We start from the raw sequence: 19,508 nt of genomic DNA on the forward strand, positions 1-19,508 counted from the left end.
TCCCTTGTCGCATTACGTAGTGAGCCATCCCCTTCCTCCATCTGCGCCTCGGAGATCACCTCCCGAGGCTGCGCAGGATCGTCGCACTGACGCTCCTCCATCACGTACTTCTCAGCCTGTGCATCCTGATCAATCGATCTCCGGATGAGAGTATTCTCCCGACCACTTCACCCCGGACTCTTCTCTTCCAGGTGGCAGGCCCTTTTTGTGCGAGCTCGCCGATATAACCTGCACCGCGCTTCACCCCGCTCCTAGAGCAGTCATCGGTGCCTTGGCACGTGAACCGCGCTACTCGTGCAGATCGTCAGATTGCTCCTGGGACTGGGGCAGATCGACGGTAGCCTCATAACCTTCGGTATCTTCCCAATCGAGGCTCCCTAACGGGTCTGCCGGCTGCAGCTCCTCATCATCGACGTCGAACGTGTGGATTCGTCCTGGGCCGGTCGTGCGTGTCTCAAACCGCACGGTGACAATTCCTCCACCCGTCCCCTGCACCCAGCCGTGCCCGAATTCCGGGTGCCAGACATCCTGCGTCGCACGCCAACGTGACACGACGGCCTCGCCCTCCGCGTTGACGGTAACCTCCGGAAAATCGACGCCTGCGTCGTACTCGGTAACGACTTCTTCCCGCACGATGTCTTGGTCAAGCTCCGGGAAAAGGACATCTTGCAGGGCTTCCTCCAGCCCTGAAAAACTCACGCCGACAAGACGGATCGCCCCCACCTCCGAGGGGTACCGAGTAATCCGCATCGCAGCTGCAAAAAGGGTATCGAACTCATCAGTCGCGTATGGCAACGTATAACTGCGCGATTCGATGTGAAAGTCAGCCATCTTCAGCTTCACAGTTACCGTCCGAGCGCCTCGCCCGTCTTTCAGAAGTCGCACATGGGCATCGTGGGCCGCCCGACGAACTGCCTTATCCACCTCGTCCACAGTGGTGAGATCGCGCGCGTATGTCTGCTCGGCAGACACCTGTTTTGCCACCGCGCGGGGTGCGACCACGCGATCGTCATGTCCCCGCGCTAACTCCCACAGCGTGGCACCGACGGCTTTGCCAAGGGTAACCTCGACTTCCTTCTTGCTCATGGCGGCGAACTCAGCAATCGTCGTGATCCCCAGTCCACGAAGCTTCGCCTCTGCCACGGGCCCCACACCCCATAGTGAGCGGACTGGAAGGGGCCCGAGGATCTCTTCCTGCTTGTCTTTCGAAATGACGAAAGTGCCGTCTGGTTTTGCCAATCCGGACCCGATTTTGGCGTACTGTTTGCCCGTTCCAGCGCCGACAGATGACGGTATACCGATTGTCGTTCGGATCTTTTCACGAAGCTCGTTTGACCACGCAACTACCTCGTCGACACTGGCACCAACAAGGCTCGCCGGTTCCATGAAGGCCTCATCTACACTGAGTTGTTCGATGACTCCCGCTTCGTGCTCGATTAAGCGCATCACCCTGCGACTGACGGCAGAATAGACCGCCTTGCGAGGAGAAACGGAAACCGCAGTGTAGCCAACGAGCGCTCGGGCCTGATGCATAGGCATCGCCGAGTGCGCACCGAATGCCCTGGCTTCATACGAGGCTCCGGCCACGACACCACGACCGTTCACTCCCCCTACAAGAACCGGTTTACCGCGCAGCGTCGGTCGGGTTAATTGTTCACAGGATGCAAAGAAAGCATCCATATCGATGTGAAGAACCCAACGCTGCATACCCACATCTTAACCAGCAGTGGTCGACACCTTGCTCTCCACGGATTCGCTGGCGGAACCCTGTGTATGCCCTGCTGCAGCACCATGATGTGCAACGGCTCGCTTCCGCACGAAAAACCAGCCAATTCCGAATGCCGGGATGAGACCGAAAATCGTCACGGCTACCGTAGCGCTGCCCACTGGCTTATCAAAGGCCATCAGGACAAACACGCCGAGAAGAAACAAGAGAACGATCACATCGGAGACGGCGGACGACCGGTAATGAGGGCGTTCCTGACCGGAGCGAACAAAACCGATGTGAGCGAGGCAAATCATCGCCCACATCCCCAGGATTCCAATAGCTCCGAGGTTGAGGAACACTTCGAATGCCTTCTCCGGCACAAAGTAATTGGCGATAATACCGACCACCATAAGCGTGGCCGTGGTGATAATTCCGTTCTTCGGCACCCCATGCTCGGACAGCGTGCCAAGGTAACCGGGGGCAGACCCCGTCAAGGCGAGAGGTCGCAAAATCCGGGCAGTCGCGTACAAGCCCGCGTTGACACTCGATAGTGCAGCAGTAAGCACCACGAGGTTCATTATGTCCCCTGCGTAGGGCACACCGATGGAATTCATGAATGTAACAAAGGGGGACTCGCCTGCGCTGTAGGCCGTGTATGGAAGCAGGAAGCCAAGGAGCAGAATGGAGCCAACGTAGAAGAAGATAATCCGAAACACCGTCGTGTTAATCGCCTTGGGAATCTGGTGCTCAGGATCTGCTGTCTCTCCAGCAGTCACGCCGATCATATCGATGCCGGCGTAAGCAAACACCACGCCCTGGGTGAGAATCACCAGTGGCATGATTCCGTGAGGGAACCAATCACCAAGAGCTGTAGCGCTGATGGTTCCACCCGGCGCATGGCCAGTAACAAGGAGCGCAACGCCGACAATGAGGAAGATAACAAGCGCTCCAACTTTCACAGCTGCAAACCAGTACTCTGCTTCTCCGAATACCTTCACCCCCAGGAGGTTGACAGAGAGGACGACCGCAAGGGCGACTGCGACCAGCACCCACTGTGGCACGTCCTGGAAAATGGGCCAGAATTTCAGGTAAATCGCGACCGCCGTCAGATCCGTTGTGCCTACTGTGACCCACGCGAGAAAGTAGATCCATCCGGCAACGAAGGCGGCGGGCTCGCCGAGGAATTCGCGAGCGTAGGAGGCAAAGGACCCCGATGTTGGGCGGTGGACCACCATCTCCCCCAGACTGCGAAGCATGAGATAGCCAATGAGGCCACACACCGCATACACAAGTGCAAGACCTGGACCTCCGACGGCCAATCGCCCACCGGCGCCGAGGAACAACCCCGTACCCAAGGCACCACCTAGTGCAATCATCTGGATATGGCGTGGCTTTAGATCTTTTTTATACCCTTGTGTCTCTTTTGCTCTGATTTTGTCCACGAATCCACTATATACCGCTCAGTCTATAAAGTGAACTAAGCGGTCTGTTTTCGGAGCGCAACCGCCACAACAATCAAGAGGATTCCGAAAACCTCCACGGCGGTAAGAAGCTGCCCAAGGACGATCATCCCGATTACCGCCGCTGTAACAGGTAGGAGCGACAAGAGAACGGCGTAATAGTCCGGTGATGCCATTTTCAGCATGATGAGGTCGAGCCCGTATGGAATTACCGCACTAAGGAGCCCCAATCCAAAGGCCATCGCAATGAGGAGGGATAGCTCCCCCATGCCGGAATAGGTGCTCGTATTCCACCCTCCAGCCACAAAAGGACTCATCGCAGCGGATGCATAAATGAGGCCTACTCCCATTGACTGAAACGTCGACTCCCCATGTGCCAAAGTGTTGGATGCCAGAATATACAGCCCCCACAGAACTCCGGAAACGATGATCCAGATGATACCCACGGTGTTCGTCCCCCACTGTGTGCCGCTCAAGACCACCACACCGACAGCTGCCGCGATGAGCGCCAACCAGTCGCGTACTGTCCTGCTTCCCCACGCAGCTACGGCTATCGGCCCGATGAATTCGATGGCCACGGCCATTCCCAAGGGAATGCGGTCAATTGCCTCGTAAAAGGCAGTGTTCATCCCGAGAGTGACCAAACCATAAGCGAGAGCAGACCAGCTCAGCCAATGCTTCTTTTTCGGGCGAAAAATCGCAACCAAGATGATACCGGCAGCACCGACGCGCAGCCATGCAACGATCCACGGCGATTGCACATCGAAAAGATATACCGCTAGCGCCGCACCAAGATAGTTGGAAGCGCCGGCGAGAGTCATCAGAAGGGGAACATACAGCTTGGTCACAAAGGGACATTGTAAAAGCCTGTTGTTTGTGGCACGAAAATGTGCGCTTGCACGAGCATGCCCCATTGCCCCTCGCTGCGGAGGCCTTCCCCCATAGCAAACGGAGGCACAGATGGGTTAACGACGATGCGAAGGGGTGAGAGGCTCAGGGGCTAAGAAATATGCCTGAGCCCAATCCACGCGGTTGTCTCCGGTCACAGTATGTGCACAGGCTCCACACCCTGCACACTCGTGGTGAGGGTATGGAGCCTTCGGCGGTGCCAACAACGGCCAACACACCTAGCCCTCATAGCTTACGTGCCGCGGCTGCGCTCGCTGCCGTGGCTGCACTCGCCGCTATGGCTGTACTCGCTGCTGTGGACCGTGTGTTTAGCAAGGTTCTGCCATCGGGATCCCGGCGAGGAAATCCCAGCAGGGCTATCTGCTTCGTTGTTCCTGTTTAATTGTTCTTTTTGAGCGTGGCGGTAACACCATCGATGATCTTGTGCTCACCGGTCGCGTCGGTGAACGCGAAAACGGTGGCGAGGACCTCTTCTGCAATGTGCTCGGCGAAGCGGTTAGCCCACTCGGCCTTATCCTCCGACACCTGCAGGCGGACGCTGATGCGGTCAGAGACCTCGAAATTCTCAGCCTTGCGAGCATCCTGGAGACCACGGATGACATCTGCTGCCCAGCCCTCGGCTTCCAGTTCCTCCGTCACGTTCTTATCCAGCACGACCAGACCGTTGTGCCCACTGATGCGGGCGGTGGAATCCGGATCGGCAGCGACGAGGACCTCCTCGTACTCGCCGGGCTGGAGAACCTGGCCAGCAGCCTTCACCGTATCGCCGTCCCGCTCGTAATCGCCCTTCTTCACAGCGACAAGGGTCTGCTGGAAATCACGGCCAAGGCGCGGTGCGGCGACCTTCGGGATGACGTTCACCTTAAACGAACCAACCGCATCGACATCCGTGGTGAGCTCAACGTTCTTCACATTCACCTCATCGCGGATGACAGGGGCAAACTCAGCAAGGCTATCGGCCTCCGGAACAGCAACGGTGAGCTTGTTCAGCGGGAGACGGTTACGCAGCTGAGCGGCCTTGCGGATAGACGAGGCAGACGAGCACACGGCGCGCACAAGATCCATCGCACGGACGAGCCCGTCATCTGCCGGGAAGTCCTCTGCAACCGGGTAATCCGTCAGGTGCACGGAGCGCTCACCAGTCAGACCGCGCCAAATCACCTCTGTGGTCATCGGCAACAGTGGTGCAGCAACGCGACACAGGGTTTCCAACACGGTGTACAGGGTGTTGAATGCCTCCGGGTACTGGTCGTCGCCAGCCCAGAAACGGTCGCGCGAGCGACGCACGTACCAGTTGGTGAGAACGTCGCAGAAGACGCGGATCTCGTCGCAGGCCGCGGAGATATCGCTAGCGGACAGTGAGGCATCGACAGCCTCGACGAGGTCCCTCGTCTTGGCCAGGATGAAGCGATCCAGGACGTCGTCGGAATCGACAGACCACGTGGCCTGCTTGGAGGAGTACAGACGCAGGAAGCTGTAGGCGTTCCACATCGGCAGCATCGCCTGGCGAACCCCCTCACGGATGCCCTGCTCCGTCACAATGAGGTTGCCACCGCGAAGAATTGGCGAACTCATGAGGAACCAGCGCATGGCATCAGAACCGTCTCGGTCGAAGACTTCCTTGACGTTCGGGTAGTTGCCCTTAGACTTACTCATCTTCAGGCCGTCGTTGCCGAGTACGATACCGTGGGCGACGACGCGCTTGTAGGCAGGGCGATCAAACAAGGCGGTTGCGAGCACGTGGAGGGTGTAGAACCAACCGCGGGACTGGCCGGAGTATTCCACAATAAAGTCGGCCGGCGAGTGAGTATCGAACCATTCCTTGTTCTCAAACGGGTAATGCTTCTGCGCGAACGGCATGGAGCCAGACTCAAACCAGCAGTCAAGAACCTCCGGCACGCGGCGCATCGTGGACTTTCCGGTCGGATCATCCGGGTTCGGGCGCGTGAGCTCATCGATGTACGGGCGGTGCAGGCTCGTCGGCCGGACACCAAAGTCCCGCTCCAGCTCATCCAGCGAACCGTAGACATCCACACGTGGGTACTCGTCATTATCGGAAACCCACACCGGGATCGGTGACCCCCAGTAGCGGTTACGCGAGATGTTCCAGTCGCGGGCTCCCTCCAGCCACTTGCCAAACTGGCCGTCGCGGATGTGCTCGGGGATCCACTCCACCTTCTCGTGGTTGAGCTCCACCATGCGATCGCGGAACTTCGTTACCTCAACAAACCAGCTGGGCAGAGCCATATAGATGAGCGGCTCGCCGGAACGCCAAGAGTGCGGGTAGCTGTGGACGATCGTCTGGTGACGGACAACACGGCCGATGTGCTTCAGGTCGCGGATGATGTTCTTGTTGGCATCAAAGATGAGCTGCCCCTGATACGGCGGCACCTGCTCCGTGAACTTACCGTCCATGTCGACGGGGATGACCAGTCCCACACCGTATTTCTTGCACGTATTCATATCGTCTTCACCGAAGGCGGGAGCCTGGTGGACGACACCGGTGCCGTCCTCGGTGGTGACGTAGTCGGCCAGCAGTACGTGGAAGGCCTTCTCCGTATCCAGGAAGAAGTCGAAGAGCGGCTTATAGGTCAGCCCCTCGAGCTCCTTGCCCTCAAAGGTATCGACGACCTCCGCTGTACCGAGCTCTTTCTTGTAGGCAGACACGAGATCCTCAGCGAGGAGGAACTTCCGGCCGACGAATTCCTCTAGTCCGTCTTTACCGACGGTGACGATAACGTAGCGGACGTCGGGATGCACGGCGAGGGCCAGGTTGGATGGAAGCGTCCAGGGGGTTGTCGTCCATGCGAGGAAGGAGACGTCGGAAAGCCGATCCAGAACCTGTGCGCCCGCGCTGCCTTCGTCAGCACCCGTGATCGGGAACGTGACGGTCAACGTGGGATCCTGGCGATCCTTGTAGGAATCATCCAGGCGTGTCTCCTGGTTGGACAGTGGCGTGTGCTCGGCCCACGAGTACGGGAGAACACGGAAGCCCTGGTAAATGAGCCCTTTATCGTAAAGGGTCTTGAACGCCCACATGACGGACTCCATGAAGTTGAGGTCCATCGTCTTGTAGCCGTTATCGAAGTCGACCCAGCGGGCCTGGCGAGTGACGTATTCCTTCCACTCCTCCGTGTAGCGGAGGACAGACTGACCACAGTACTTGTTGAAGGCCTCGAGGCCCATGGCCTCGATCTCACCCTTGTCTTTGATGCCGAGCTGCTTTTCAGCCTCCAACTCAGCCGGCAGGCCGTGGCAGTCCCAGCCGAAGACACGACGGACAAGCTTGCCCTTCATTGTCTGGAAGCGGGGAACGATGTCTTTGACGTAGCCGGTGAGGAGGTGACCGTAGTGCGGCAGGCCGTTTGCAAAGGGCGGGCCGTCGTAGAAGACGTACTCCGGTGCGTCTTCACGGCTTTTGAGACTGGCTTGGAAGGTGTCGTCCTTGTCCCAGTACTCCAGAACATTTTCCTCCATGGTGGGGAAATTGCTGGTGCCCCCGGACAAGTCGACGCGCGGGTAAACATTTCCTACGTTGCTCTTCGCCGTCATAAGTGGATCACTCCTTAAAAACTGTCATTTTTTGTTAACGCAGGGACGCAACCTCGGTTGCGCGGTACCACCCTGCTTGAAGCGCATTGCACTTCCGCTCGAGTTTTTAAGGATCTGTATCGGCGATCTAATGTCCGCCCGGTTCTACTCAGTATCTCCCCCTGACGTTGCCGTGCTGGCGTGCCGTTACGGGGCGCTTTACTTTTCTTCCGGGAGCTCGCCGGTGATAGCCGGGTCATAGCCTTGGAACGAAACTATACCACCAAAACAGTTCCGCGCAGCAAAAAGTCCCCGCCCACAGAGTGGGAGGGGACGACGCTAACCGTTACCGGACACCACGCGACTCGCTTGACAGTCGCGCCACGTGGGGCGGAAAACACGCAACGAGTCAGATACGTATCACACCATCTGAATCACAACGGCACGCACGGTAGCGCGATGGCAGCGAGTGCAGCATACTGCACTGGCTGCTGCAGCTAGAGGCTACTTATTGCCCTGCGGGTTACGCGGTGCGGAGGAGCCACGGCTCTGCAGCTCTTCCAGCTGGGATTCCAGGAGGGTCTTGAGGCGAGTGCGGTACTCGCGCTCGAAGGTACGCAGCTCTTCGATACGGTTCTCCAGAGCGGCCTGCTGGCTCTTGACAGTGGCCATGATCTCGGTGTGCTTACGCTCGGCATCGGCCTGGAGGGCGTTCGCCTTGTCCTGAGCCTTCCGGATCTGGTTTTCGGATTGAGTAGTGGCATCGCTGATGAGCCGGTCTGCCTTCTCCTGCGCCTCGCGAACCATCTTGTCGGAGCGCTGCTTGGCATCTGCCAGGGTGCGCTGCGAGGAGGAGTTCGCATCCGAGATGGTGGACTCTGCGGCGGCGCGGGCCTCGTCCAGCATGGATTGGCTTTCGGTGCGCGCGTCGTTGGTGAGGCGGTCGGCCATTTCCTGAGCAAGACCAAGAACGCGGGCTGCCTGCATGTGCGTCTCGGCGGATGCCTGACCCTCGACGGGAGCCTGCGTATCGGCGGCTTTGGCGCTCTGCTGTGCGTTGCGTGCAGATGCTGCTTCGCGACGCGCCTTGTCTGCTTCCTCGCGGGCGCTTGCGGCCTGCTTCTGAGCCTGTTCGAGCTTTGCTTCGTACTCGGCGGCAACCTTGCGACGAATCTCTTCCTCGTCCACACGGGAGATAGAAGCGACGGAGGTGCTGCCAGCGGTGGCGGAGCCTGTTTCCTTCTGCAGGTCTTCTACGCGCTGGCGCAGAGCCTGATTTTCGTCCTGCAGGCGGGCGAGTTCGTCCTCAACGAGGTCGAGGAACTGATCAACCTCGTCTTCGTTGTAGCCGCGCTTGCCAATCGGCGGCTTGCTAAAGGCTATGTTGTGCACGTCAGCTGGAGTCAGCGGCATTGACGGATCCCTTCACTTACCTAGGTGGTTTCACCGGTTGCGGTGAGTGCAACCAACCGGGCTGCACATCAACTTGTACTTAATCTTAATTGTTTTTCTGTCACTAGTGTACCCATTTACCACGCAAGTCACACCTGAAACCCTCGGATTTTCTGGCGACCCACCTGCAGGGTTGACACAAAATACCAAGTCAGGGGGCGATTAAGCGACCGCAGCGGAGAGAAAGATTTCGATTACTTGGAGGATAAAAAATAGTACGAGAACGCTCATATCGAGGCCAATATTCCCCATCCGCAATGGCGGAATGAGTCGGCGAAGAGCCTTCACAGGCGGATCCGTCACGACAAAGAGCGGTTCGCATACAAGGGAAAACCAGCGTGGCGGACGGAAGTCGCGCGAGAATGAGCCAATCATTTCGATGATGATGCGGGCGACCAGAATCCACGTGTAGATCTGCACTACGAGAAGCAGTATGGAGGTAACAGTACTCACAGTTGTCCTACTCTATCTAAAACAGATGCCCCCGGCATGACCGGGGGCACGCAGCGTCAAAAGTGCTGGAAAGTGGATGACCGCCTAGCGGCGAGCGGCACGCTCCAAGTCCGCTACCGTAATATCCATTCCTTCAGGAATGATGGCGAACGTCTTCCGCCCGACTTTTTCCATCGTGCCGCGTGCGTTGAAGACGAGGCCGGCGGCGAAATCCACGATGCGACGTGCATCGGCGGTGTCCATGGCGGTCATGTCAAAAACGACGGCATCGCCATCGCGGAAAGGCTCACCAAGCTGCCGAGCTTCCTGGTACGAATTCAGGCGGACGGTGACAACGGAGGACTCATAGCGCGGCTGGCTGTAGCCACTGTAGGAACGCCCGTAGCGGCTCTCCTGCTTGTAATCCTCTCCGCTGCGGGGGGAGCCGTAATACTCGTCCTCAGCTACGTAATCTTCTGCGGGACCAAACCCGAAGAATTCCTTGAATTTCTGAACGTTTGTCATGTGTGTGATCCTTCCTTCGCGCACCTGACGTTGCTGTGTAAGTGTTGTGGTTTGTTGGTTTTTACGGTATTTGACGTGGCCCCAAAATGTCGGTTCCGACACGCACAAGAGTCGAGCCATTTTTGATTGCCACTTCAAGGTCAGCCGACATCCCAGCGGAGAACTCGAGGGGGTGTCCCGCACGGGCATCGAGATCCTGCTTGACGTCCAAAGCGGTGGCGAAAGCCTCGTCCGCATCGCTGGCGACAGGAGGCACGCACATCAACCCGACAAGTCTCAGGTGAGTACTACCCTCGATGGCTTCGACCAGGAACGGGACATCTGCGGCAATCACGCCACCACGGGATTCGTCGCCATCAAGCGACAGCTGCACATAGACATCGAGAGTCTCCGTTGTGCGATCGCCGCGGTCCAGGGCGAGCTGCATTCCGCGATCGAGCGCTTGCACAAGAGTCAGACTGTCCACAGACTGAACGGCAGATGCCCAGCGGGCTACTGAATTAGCCTTCTTCGTCTGTACCTGTCCGAGCATATGGAAAGCCATGGACGGAAATTCCGCCGCCTTCTTTTTGGCCTCTTGGTCGCGGTTCTCCCCCACCGCTTCAATCCCCAGTGAATGGAGGATCTCGACATCGGAGGCAGGGTGGAATTTAGTCACGGGAAGGAGGCGAACCTCGTCGGTTCTACCTGCGGCTGCCTTTGCTTCCGCGATTCGCTGGCGCACCCGCTGGAGCCCAGCGGCTATCTCGTCTTCCCGAGCCATGTTCTCGTTCCTTCAACCTTTCATCCTATGGCGCGTACTCACCGTGTTGGCGTGCTCACCGTGTCGGCGGAATCACCGAGTGGCGCGCGCTATCCGTTGTTTCCTTCGCTATCTGCGGGGAGGAAGATGATGGAGGCCTGTCGGCCTGTCCGCCCGTCCCGTCGATAGCTGAAAAAGTCTGTGTCTTCAATGGTGCACCGCGGATCTGTGTTCACCGCGACGACTCCTAGGCCGTACAACTGGCGAACAATGCCGACTCGCAGATCCACGCTCGGCGTGTGATTCACTGTCGTCGAAGCGCTCCCTGGCAGGTGTTTCTCGACGTCTGCGACCATTTCTTGAGGAAGCTCGTAGTGCCTGCCCGAGGCAGCGGGCCCAATCCATGCGTGCATCGTCGCGGGAGTGGCTCCCAAGCTCACCATTTGCTCCACGGTTTTTTTGACGATACCGTTGCGGGCACCAAGGCGACCCGCATGGACAGCAGCCACGATGCCGTGGTCGGCGTCTGACAGCAACACCGGCACACAATCCGCGGTGAGTACGACCAGAGCCAGATCCCGCTCAGTTGTGACGATGGCATCCGTCAGTTCAACGGGCGTAGGAGTGGTTGCCTCCACCACCGTGACGGTCGGCGAATGAACCTGCTCCATGTAGACGAAGCGTTCGAGGGGCAGACCGATGACATCGGCCACGTGGGCGCGGTTGCGCGCCACTAAGGTCGGGTCGTCGCCGACGTGGTCGCCGAGGTTGAGCCCCTCGTACGGCGCCTTCGAATACCCTCCGCCTCGCGTCGTGAAGAAGATCCTCACAGGTCGCTCGGCTGTGTTCGTGTTCGCCATGTCTATGCTGTCACCGGTTTTCTGTCTCTGGACTCTGCGCCATTGTTGCTTTTCGACGGCTACGCGTGAGCGATCACCGCTGTACCCGCTCCTCTAGCGGAGGAACCCCGGCACATCGAGGTCGTCGTCGCCGTCGTCGAGGTCATCGTAGCCACGGCCGCGGTAGCTGCGGGGGGCCTCGTCACGCCCGGTGAACAGACCACGGCTTTCACCATGCTCGGCGGGGCGCTCACGCTCCCGTTCATCAGCGAGACGGTGCCGGGAGGTCTGGTCATCGTGGGTGTAGCGACCTCCGAACAGTGAATCCGAGTCGCTGGGGGCTGGGGTGACATCACCGGAATAGCTATGAGCCGAGCGCTCTTCCTCGCTCGCGGCAGAGCTGGAAGCCGCCTCCGCGTGGCCGCCGGGGATCTCCTCTGCCTTTTTCTTTGCATCGTCGGTATTGTTCTTGTTGTCAAAACCGGTGGCGATGACCGTGACGCGGATTTCGTCGCCGAGGTTGTCATCGATGATGGCACCGAAGATGGTCTGAACGTCTTCATCCGCCTTCTCCGCAATGAGACGGCCAGCCTCATTCACCTCGTGGAGGCCCATGTCCGAGCCACCAGCGAAGGACACGACGAGGCCGTGCGCTCCCTCGATAGTGGACTCCAGGAGCGGGGACTCAATTGCTTGCATGGAGGCCGTGACCGCGCGGTTTTCGCCGCGTGCGGAGCCGATGCCCATGAGGGCGGAACCGGCATCGCTCATAACGGCGCGAACGTCGGCGAAGTCGACGTTGATGATGCCCGGGGTGGTAATGATGCGGGTGATGCCGTCAACACCATTGAAGAGCACCTCGTCTGCGGCGCGGAATGCGTCGAGCATGGAGAGGTTCTCGTCGCCGAGCTGCAGCAGCCGGTCATTCGGAATAACGATGAGCGTGTCACACACTTCACGCAGGGCCTCGATACCTTCCATCGCTTGCTTGGTGCGGGCGCGTCCCTCGAAGGTGAATGGGCGAGTAACCACGCCAACGGTGAGTGCGCCTTGCTTCTTTGCAATATTCGCCACGACAGGAGCCGCACCAGTACCGGTTCCACCACCCTCACCAGCGGTAACGAACACCATATCCGCACCTTTGAGAATCTCCTCGATGTCATTCTTGTGATCCTCAGCGGAGGTACGCCCCACTTCGGGGTTCGCACCAGCACCGAGGCCACGGGTAGCGGCGCGACCGATCTCGAGCTTGACATCGGCATCGGAGAACATGAGGGCTTGCGAGTCGGTGTTGATGGCAATGAATTCAACACCTTTCAACCCCTCCTCAATCATGCGGTTGACCGCGTTCACACCGCCGCCGCCGACACCGACGACCTTAATGACGGCGAGGTAGTTATCTGGTGAGGTCATAATGGGTAGCTCGCCTTTCTGTGACAAAAATTTCGTGTGCAAGGTCTTCTTTGGAGACCCCGGTTAAAGGTTCCTTCCAATTTTCAACCACAGCGACCAAAATGTGTTCTACCACGTACGCGGCGTGTCTCCACCCTCTACTTGAGGTTTAGGGTTTATGGTGGATTGTTATCCCCGCTCTCCTGCTTGTCGGAGCCGGTTTTGGCTCCCGATGAGGAGCTAGTCGACGGTTACAAGCTGCGGGTTCGAGACATTGAAGCGCTCGCCCGGACGAGCCAACACCAGTTCGGTAGCAACCGCCTTGTTGTGCGCCTGCTCGGCCGACCCCCAATAAACACTGCGACCGTCGAGAAGCTCCAGGGTGATTTCGTACTGGCTTGGGGCCTGCACGCGAGCAACCTCCTTCCGCACCCCCTCCGGAAGCGCCCCCACGACGGCGAGACACGCCGAGAACACCGCTGGATCATCTACCGATGCCCCGGAAATCTCCACCGTGCCGAGAGGTGCCTCGTCGATGACGAAGGGTACACCGTCCGCATTGACGAGCGTCGTACCCTCCGCAGTCTTGACATAGGCTACCGCCTGCTGCTCAATGACCGCGACGGAGACCGTGGATGGCCACTTCTTGCTCACTGTAGCGGTTTTCACCCACGGCAGAGCCACGACCTGGCGGGCCGCCGAGGGGGCATCCACAGACACCAGCTGCTCCCCTACCATCACACCCGAGGCCTGCTGAATTTCCTCCACGGACGCGTGCTCCGCACCGCGCACGTCGATGCTTTTTACCGCGAACCACGGCGCAAAGAAAACCAGCCCGCACACGATGGCCACCATAGCCACGATGGCCCCCAAGCCGATGAGTAGCTTCCGCACGCCGAATTGTCCTCGTTTCTTCTTAGTCAGCTAGTTCTTCCAGGCTGCGGATAATTTCCGCCCCTAGCATCGTCACAGATCCCGCCCCCATCGTCAGGACGATATCGCCGGGCTTTGCCACCCGCGCCACTGCCGCCGGGGCATCGTTGAAGCCCGGAACATATTCACCGGTACTGTCAATCTTTTCTGCTACAAGCGCGCCGGTCACACCCTCCACAGGCTCTTCGCGGGCACCATAAATGTCTAGAACGATCGCATGATCAGCCAGCGACAGGGCTGCGCCGAATTCTTCGGCGAACTTCAGTGTCCGTGAGTACAGGTGCGGCTGGAAGCAGACGATCACGCGTGGACGCTCATCATCTGGCTTTCCTGCAGCACGAGCCTCCCCCACGGCCTTCGCTTTGCACGCACGAAGGACAGCAGCAACCTCCGTCGGGTGGTGGGCATAATCGTCATACACCTTCACCCCGGCGAGAGGCCCACGTTCCACAGTCCCCTTCAGCTCGAAGCGACGGCGCACGCCGGTGAAGTCACTGATACCAGCAGCAAGCTGGTTAAGAGTAGTCGCGTCGAAGGTACCGTTTTCCCGCTTGGAAGCAAGGAACGTGGCACCCAACGCTGCAGCTGCGTTTAGAACCATGTGCGTGCCTGGAGTACGGACGGTGACCTCAACGGGAAGGACATCGCCTCCAGGCACATGCACGTGCATCGTCGCGACTGAACCGTAAGCAGTGAGCGTGACCTCGTCAACCGCAACGAGCGGGGTAATAGTCGGATTTTCCACAAGGGTTGCAGCAAAGCCGTACCCGTACACGGTCCCCGGCGCTGTGCGCGCCAGCGCCAAGGCATGCTCATCCTCCACGCACGCCACGAGCTCGCCTCCGTTTTCTGCTATGACAGCGGCGAACGAGTCGAAGACCTCGAAGTACTTTTCCGGTGTCTTGAAAAAATCGAGGTGGTCTGGCTCGATGTTCGTCACGACGGCTACATCGGGGGCATAGCTGAGGAGCGACGCATCCGATTCGTCTGCCTCCGCGACAAAGGCGCGTCCCGTGCCGTCGTGCGCATTCGTGCCTGCCTTGTTGAGCTGCCCACCAATCGCAAAACTCGGGTCGAGCCCGGCTTGTTGCATGGCGACAACAGCCATCGACGTCGTCGATGTCTTGCCATGCGTACCAGCCAGCAGCACCTGGATCCGGTCCTTCATCAACTCCGCCAACAAGTCACTCCGGCGAATGACGGGGATCCCGAGCTCACGCGCTGCGACGAGCTCGGGGTTGTCCTTCGGGATAGCTGCAAACGACGTGACGACAACGTTTGGACGTTCGCCGGAGAGGGTGAGGTTGTCGGCGGAGTGACCGTCGGCAATCACGGCTCCCATGGAACGCAGTGCGAGAACGACGCGGGAGGATTTAGCATCCGATCCCGTAACGACCGCTCCTCTCGACAGCAGGATGCGGGCGAGCCCACTCATTCCTGCACCGCCGATGCCGACCATGTGTACGCGGTGGAGATCCACTTATTTGCCCTTCCTAAAGCTCCGTGCCTTAGCGATTACCCGCTCGGCGATGTCATCGGAGGCATGGCCCAGAGTGCTCTGGCGCGTCGCCTCCTTCATAGATTCTAGAATCTCGGCGTCGTTAAGGATAGCGAGCACCTGCGATGCGAGCGTGTCACTTGTCAGTTCGGCATCAGCGATAATCGTGGCTCCTCCTGTGGCAACCACCGGGGCGGCGTTGAGCGCCTGTTCACCATTGCCGTGTGGAAGCGGGACGTAGATAGCGGGGATGCCCGCAGCGGTGACCTCAGCCACCGTCATCGCTCCCGCACGACATACGACGAGGTCTGCCAGCGCGTAGGCGAGGTCCATGTCCTTGATGAACGGAACGGAGGTATACGACTCGTGCTCGGCCGGCTCATCATTTTTCGGCCCGTAGGCGTGAAGCACCTGAATACCTTCGGCGGTGATGGCCTCCACTGCCCCGGCAAGAGCACGGTTCAGGCTCAGCGCGCCCTGCGATCCGCCGGTAACAAAGAGCGTGCGTTTGGCGGGATCCAGACCCCACTTCTCGCATGCCCGGGACTTCCGCTCAGCCTGGGTCTTCTCGTCCCCCGGGTACAGCCGGCGGGCAATCGGCACACCAACTACATCTCCCTTCACACCGGAACCGCTCACGGCCGTTAGCCCAATCCCGCCCAGGGCGATGCCCAGTTTGTTTGCCATGCCAGCACGGGCATTCGCCTCGTGGACAAAAAAGGGAATACTATTCAGGCGTGCGGCGATATACGCCGGTGCAGCGACGTAACCCCCAAAGCCGATGAGGCAATCAGCCTCAACGTCAGCGAGAATCTTCTGCGTTTCCCGCACCGCGCGGACAACGTTGAAGGGAAGCTTGGCTAGCGTGGTGTTCACTTTGCGGGGAACGGGTACCGGCCGAATCATCCGCAGATCAAATCCACGTTCCGGGACAATATCCTTTTCCAGCCCTTTTTTCGACCCCAGCGCCGTCACGCGCGCCCCATGGTCATCGCGGAGTACCTCCGCCACGGCAAGAGCCGGTTCAATGTGTCCTGCTGTTCCGCCACCCGCGACCACGATTGACAGCGGATCGTGTGCTTTACTCACCTTGTTCTCCTTGAATCTCGTCCGTGCGCGCGGTATCGCTCCGTCGTATACGGGCGCTCTTGACGCCCGTCAGACGGCCGTTTTCTTTCCACTGGATGAAAGTCGTGTCTCAGCGCCGATGTCGATGCTCGCTCATGTGGGCGTGGCCGACGTGGTCTCGTCCCCGCCGGACGCTGTGCCACGGAACCTCGTTCACGCCGCTTTTCCAGCTGCTCTTCCGACGGCAGGGTGGCGCGCCGCGCTCCCAACATGCCGTCGTTCGGAGATGGCTCCGGCAAACGCAATAGACGGTCGATCGTCGGGAAGCCGTTGTACTGCATGGAGGAAATGGCCTCCGGTTCGTGGCGCGCACAGGAAACAACGAGGCCTAACGCCCCCAGCGTGATCACCGTCGCCGTACCTCCCGAAGACAACAGGGGTAACTGGACACCTGTCACAGGGAACATACCGATCACGTAGCCGATGTTAAAAAACGCCTGGAAGACGATACCAGCCACCAAGGTGGCGGACATGAGGGCCATGAACGGCTTCGTATTCCGCATTGCAGTGCGAAAACCGTAGACCGCGAGCACGGCGAACAAGCCGATGACAATGATGCCACCCCAGAGACCCAATTCCTCACCTATGACGGCGAAGACGAAGTCGTTTTTCGCCTCGGGGAGGTAGTACCACTTGGCGCGCGACTGTCCCAAGCCGAGCCCTAGGAGCCCACCGTCTCCAAGCGAAAGGAAACCCTGGTACGTCTGAAATGCACTCGTCCGAGTCTCGTCGAAATGCCCCGTCAGAGCATCCATGTAGGTACTAATGCGCTCCGCACGGTACCCCGACCCAAAAATGAGCAGCACAGCCAAGAGGAACACCGCAAGTCCGCCGCCTGCTGCGATCCACACCCAGCTCATCCCGGTGAAAAAGAGCAACGCGACAACAATCAGCACGGTTGTCGCCGTCATACCAAAGTCGCCCTGACTCATGATGAGAACGCACGTAATGAATGACACTCCGAGAAATACCCACTGCCGAACGTGGAGGTTTTTCCCTGGCGCAGTGCACCCGGCAAGGTAATGGGCGCCCCAAATGGCGATGGCGACACGTGCAAGCTCACTCGGCTGGAAGGACACCGGCCCCAGGCGCAACCACGACTGGGAGCCGACCTCTTCAGCACCCGTTCCCACGATGAGCACGGCGATGAGCAAAATGATCGAAACCACCATGAGCAGCGGAGAAAACCGCCGCACCCAATCGAGGGGCAGCTTCATGGCCAGCCACATCACGATGAGTCCCAGGATGACGTAAATGGTCTGGCGAACTGCAGAGCTCCACACGGTGGAGTCTTCAGCAACGACCGACCACGTAGTCGTCGTGGAGTATGCGACAACGAGACCAAGAGCAGTGAGCAGGCCAATAGTCACCATGAGGACTCCGTAGTCCATGAGAGGCTTGGCGTGTTGCGCACGCCACCAGGTCACCAGAGGCCCGTCCGAGGTCGCCCGCGTCGGTGCCGACCCATTACGATTCATCGCGGACTCCGTTGCTTTCGGTACGTGGGAAGTACTCCCTGGCTAATTCGGTGAAAATGTCCCCGCGCTCTGCCATCCCGGCATACATGTCAAGCGACGCAGCTGCGGGTGCGAGCATGACGGTGTCACCAGACTCGGCGACTCGAGTGACAAATTCGATCGCTTCGCGCATCGCGCCATACTTGTCTGTCGAATCAGAAACGAAGACAGGAAGATCCGGTCGTACCCGCGCTAGCCCGGCACGCAGAAGTTCTCGATCAAGTCCGAGTAACGCTGCAGCCTTCATATGCGGTGCGTTTTCGTTCAGGAAATCATCGATGTGCGCGCCTTTCAGCTGCCCACCGCCGATCCAGATGTAGCGGTCCACGCCCTTGAGCGCCATTGTGGCGGCGTGCGGGTTTGTTGCTTTTGAGTTGTCTACGAATGTCACGCCTGCACCCGTGTGCGTTACCGCACCCCGGTGAGCGGACACGGAGTATGTCGAGAGAGCCGTCGCAATGTGTTCCGGCGATGCCCCGAGGGCGCGGGCAATGGCTGTCGCTGCCAGCGCATCGGAAATTCCGGCGAGCCCTGGCGGAGAAATGCCTTCGGCGGGAGCGATGGGGATACCGTCGGCGAAAGCATGATCGACAATAAAGCCATCGCGAACTCCGACCTGCCCTTCGGCCGGTTCGTGAAGCGTGAAACTCACAGCATCCGGCGCAAGCGCTCGGACCACAGGATCATCAGCGTTAACGAGAGGAATTCGAGCATGCAGTGCTTTTGCCTTCGCAGCTGCGTAGGCTTCGAAGCTACCGTGCCAGTCGAGGTGATCGTCGGCCAAGTTAAGAACTATTCCCACCTCTGGATGTAGCGTTGACGAATAGTGCAGCTGAAAACTAGACAGCTCCGCTACGAGAATGTCCACCCGCGGTTCGTGAGCAAGGGCATCCCCCACGGCGACACCGATGTTTCCTACCGGCAGGGCCTGCGGGTGTGCAGGATCATCACCGGCAAGCATGGCAGCTGCCATCCCTGTCGTTGTCGTCTTCCCGTTAGTTCCCGTGATCGCGACCCACGTGTGGGGCTTGCCAAAAGCTTCGGCCTGATCAAGCCGCCACGCAACCTCTACGTCCCCGATGACAGGAATTCCACTCTCGGCTGCGCGGACAAAAAGCTCAGAGGTTGGACGCCAACCCGGCGATGTGACAACAGTGCAGAAAGTGCGCACGTTATCCACCGCATAGTCCAATGGAACGAACGAGCACCCGATCTCCTCTGCGACGCGTTCACCCGCCTTCACATTGGAATCAGCGAGAGTTACGTCTGCCCCGCATCCACATAGCAGGCGCGCAATGCCCGAACCGGACACTCCCGCACCAGCGATGACGAGCGGTCCTCTAAGCTGCTCTGGAAGCGAGCCGACCCGTTTACTCATATCCACTGCACTTTCTGTTGGTTCGCTGGCGGTAGTACTTTATGTGACCCCAGTTTATTCACTC

General features: G+C 59.1%; 15 protein-coding genes. All 15 read right to left on the reverse strand.

The window, feature by feature from the left end; genetic code table 11:
- Positions 1–288 precede the first annotated feature (288 nt).
- The gene (locus CGLUCO_RS08260) at positions 289–1,707 is read right to left on the reverse strand and encodes a DNA polymerase IV (protein ID WP_084036203.1); all 1,419 of its coding nucleotides are present in this window, start codon (positions 1,705–1,707) and stop codon (positions 289–291) included.
- 9 nt (positions 1,708–1,716) lie between these two features.
- Entirely contained in the window at positions 1,717–3,150 is a 1,434-nt protein-coding gene (locus CGLUCO_RS08265) for an amino acid permease (protein WP_084036204.1), read from the reverse strand.
- Positions 3,151–3,185: 35 nt separating this feature from the next.
- Positions 3,186–3,989: an EamA family transporter gene (locus CGLUCO_RS08270; protein WP_084036219.1), complete on the reverse strand. Its 804-nt coding sequence runs from the start codon at positions 3,987–3,989 to the stop codon at positions 3,186–3,188.
- 466 nt (positions 3,990–4,455) lie between these two features.
- Positions 4,456–7,629, reverse strand: a complete 3,174-nt coding sequence (ileS, locus tag CGLUCO_RS08275; protein ID WP_084036205.1) for an isoleucine--tRNA ligase — start codon at positions 7,627–7,629, stop codon at positions 4,456–4,458.
- Positions 7,630–8,112: 483 nt separating this feature from the next.
- On the reverse strand, positions 8,113–9,021 hold the full coding sequence (gene wag31, locus CGLUCO_RS08280) for a DivIVA-like cell division protein Wag31 (RefSeq protein WP_084036206.1): 909 nt from the start codon (positions 9,019–9,021) through the stop codon (positions 8,113–8,115).
- A 201-nt stretch (positions 9,022–9,222) separates the two neighbouring features.
- A complete protein-coding gene (locus CGLUCO_RS08285; protein WP_084036207.1) occupies positions 9,223–9,513 on the reverse strand; it encodes a YggT family protein in 291 nt (96 codons plus the stop codon).
- A gap of 84 nt (positions 9,514–9,597) precedes the next feature.
- Positions 9,598–10,017, reverse strand: coding sequence for a cell division protein SepF (locus tag CGLUCO_RS08290; protein WP_084036208.1), 420 nt, complete (start codon positions 10,015–10,017; stop codon positions 9,598–9,600).
- 61 nt (positions 10,018–10,078) lie between these two features.
- The gene (locus CGLUCO_RS08295) at positions 10,079–10,780 is read right to left on the reverse strand and encodes a YggS family pyridoxal phosphate-dependent enzyme (protein ID WP_070739127.1); all 702 of its coding nucleotides are present in this window, start codon (positions 10,778–10,780) and stop codon (positions 10,079–10,081) included.
- Positions 10,781–10,869: 89 nt separating this feature from the next.
- Entirely contained in the window at positions 10,870–11,619 is a 750-nt protein-coding gene (gene pgeF / locus CGLUCO_RS08300; RefSeq protein WP_084036209.1) for a peptidoglycan editing factor PgeF, read from the reverse strand.
- A 93-nt stretch (positions 11,620–11,712) separates the two neighbouring features.
- Positions 11,713–13,011 carry a cell division protein FtsZ gene (gene ftsZ / locus CGLUCO_RS08305; RefSeq protein WP_005389481.1) on the reverse strand — a complete coding sequence of 433 codons (1,299 nt, stop codon included), beginning with the start codon at positions 13,009–13,011 and terminating at the stop codon, positions 11,713–11,715.
- A 219-nt stretch (positions 13,012–13,230) separates the two neighbouring features.
- Positions 13,231–13,884 (reverse strand): cell division protein FtsQ/DivIB, encoded by a 654-nt coding sequence (locus tag CGLUCO_RS08310; RefSeq protein WP_070739123.1) that lies wholly within the window; start codon positions 13,882–13,884, stop codon positions 13,231–13,233.
- Positions 13,885–13,906: 22 nt separating this feature from the next.
- Entirely contained in the window at positions 13,907–15,382 is a 1,476-nt protein-coding gene (murC, locus tag CGLUCO_RS08315; RefSeq protein WP_084036220.1) for a UDP-N-acetylmuramate--L-alanine ligase, read from the reverse strand.
- Between the two features lie 21 nt (positions 15,383–15,403).
- The gene (gene murG / locus CGLUCO_RS08320; RefSeq protein WP_084036210.1) at positions 15,404–16,510 is read right to left on the reverse strand and encodes an undecaprenyldiphospho-muramoylpentapeptide beta-N-acetylglucosaminyltransferase; all 1,107 of its coding nucleotides are present in this window, start codon (positions 16,508–16,510) and stop codon (positions 15,404–15,406) included.
- Positions 16,507–18,027, reverse strand: coding sequence for a peptidoglycan glycosyltransferase FtsW (locus CGLUCO_RS08325; protein WP_232621827.1), 1,521 nt, complete (start codon positions 18,025–18,027; stop codon positions 16,507–16,509). The genes murG and CGLUCO_RS08325 overlap by 4 nt, the downstream gene beginning before the upstream one ends.
- Positions 18,017–19,444 (reverse strand): UDP-N-acetylmuramoyl-L-alanine--D-glutamate ligase, encoded by a 1,428-nt coding sequence (gene murD / locus CGLUCO_RS08330; RefSeq protein ID WP_005395517.1) that lies wholly within the window; start codon positions 19,442–19,444, stop codon positions 18,017–18,019. The genes CGLUCO_RS08325 and murD overlap by 11 nt, the downstream gene beginning before the upstream one ends.
- Between the last annotated feature and the right edge of the window lie 64 nt (positions 19,445–19,508).

Source organism: Corynebacterium glucuronolyticum DSM 44120 (genome assembly GCF_030440595.1).
Taxonomy (GTDB): domain Bacteria; phylum Actinomycetota; class Actinomycetes; order Mycobacteriales; family Mycobacteriaceae; genus Corynebacterium; species Corynebacterium glucuronolyticum.

Bases quoted from the DNA above. Each gene is read 5' to 3' on its own strand.
- murD (WP_005395517.1), bottom strand. From the start codon at position 19,444: ATGAGTAAACGGGTCGGCTCGCTTCCAGAGCAGCTTAGAGGACCGCTC.
- ftsZ (WP_005389481.1), bottom strand. From the start codon at position 13,011: ATGACCTCACCAGATAACTACCTCGCCGTCATTAAGGTCGTCGGTGTC.
- CGLUCO_RS08325 (WP_232621827.1), bottom strand. From the start codon at position 18,027: ATGAATCGTAATGGGTCGGCACCGACGCGGGCGACCTCGGACGGGCCT.
- CGLUCO_RS08295 (WP_070739127.1), bottom strand. From the start codon at position 10,780: ATGGCTCGGGAAGACGAGATAGCCGCTGGGCTCCAGCGGGTGCGCCAG.
- pgeF (WP_084036209.1), bottom strand. From the start codon at position 11,619: ATGGCGAACACGAACACAGCCGAGCGACCTGTGAGGATCTTCTTCACG.
- CGLUCO_RS08260 (WP_084036203.1), bottom strand. From the start codon at position 1,707: ATGCAGCGTTGGGTTCTTCACATCGATATGGATGCTTTCTTTGCATCC.
- wag31 (WP_084036206.1), bottom strand. From the start codon at position 9,021: ATGCCGCTGACTCCAGCTGACGTGCACAACATAGCCTTTAGCAAGCCG.
- CGLUCO_RS08290 (WP_084036208.1), bottom strand. From the start codon at position 10,017: ATGACAAACGTTCAGAAATTCAAGGAATTCTTCGGGTTTGGTCCCGCA.
- murC (WP_084036220.1), bottom strand. From the start codon at position 15,382: ATGGTCGGCATCGGCGGTGCAGGAATGAGTGGGCTCGCCCGCATCCTG.
- ileS (WP_084036205.1), bottom strand. From the start codon at position 7,629: ATGACGGCGAAGAGCAACGTAGGAAATGTTTACCCGCGCGTCGACTTG.
- CGLUCO_RS08270 (WP_084036219.1), bottom strand. From the start codon at position 3,989: ATGACTCTCGCCGGCGCTTCCAACTATCTTGGTGCGGCGCTAGCGGTA.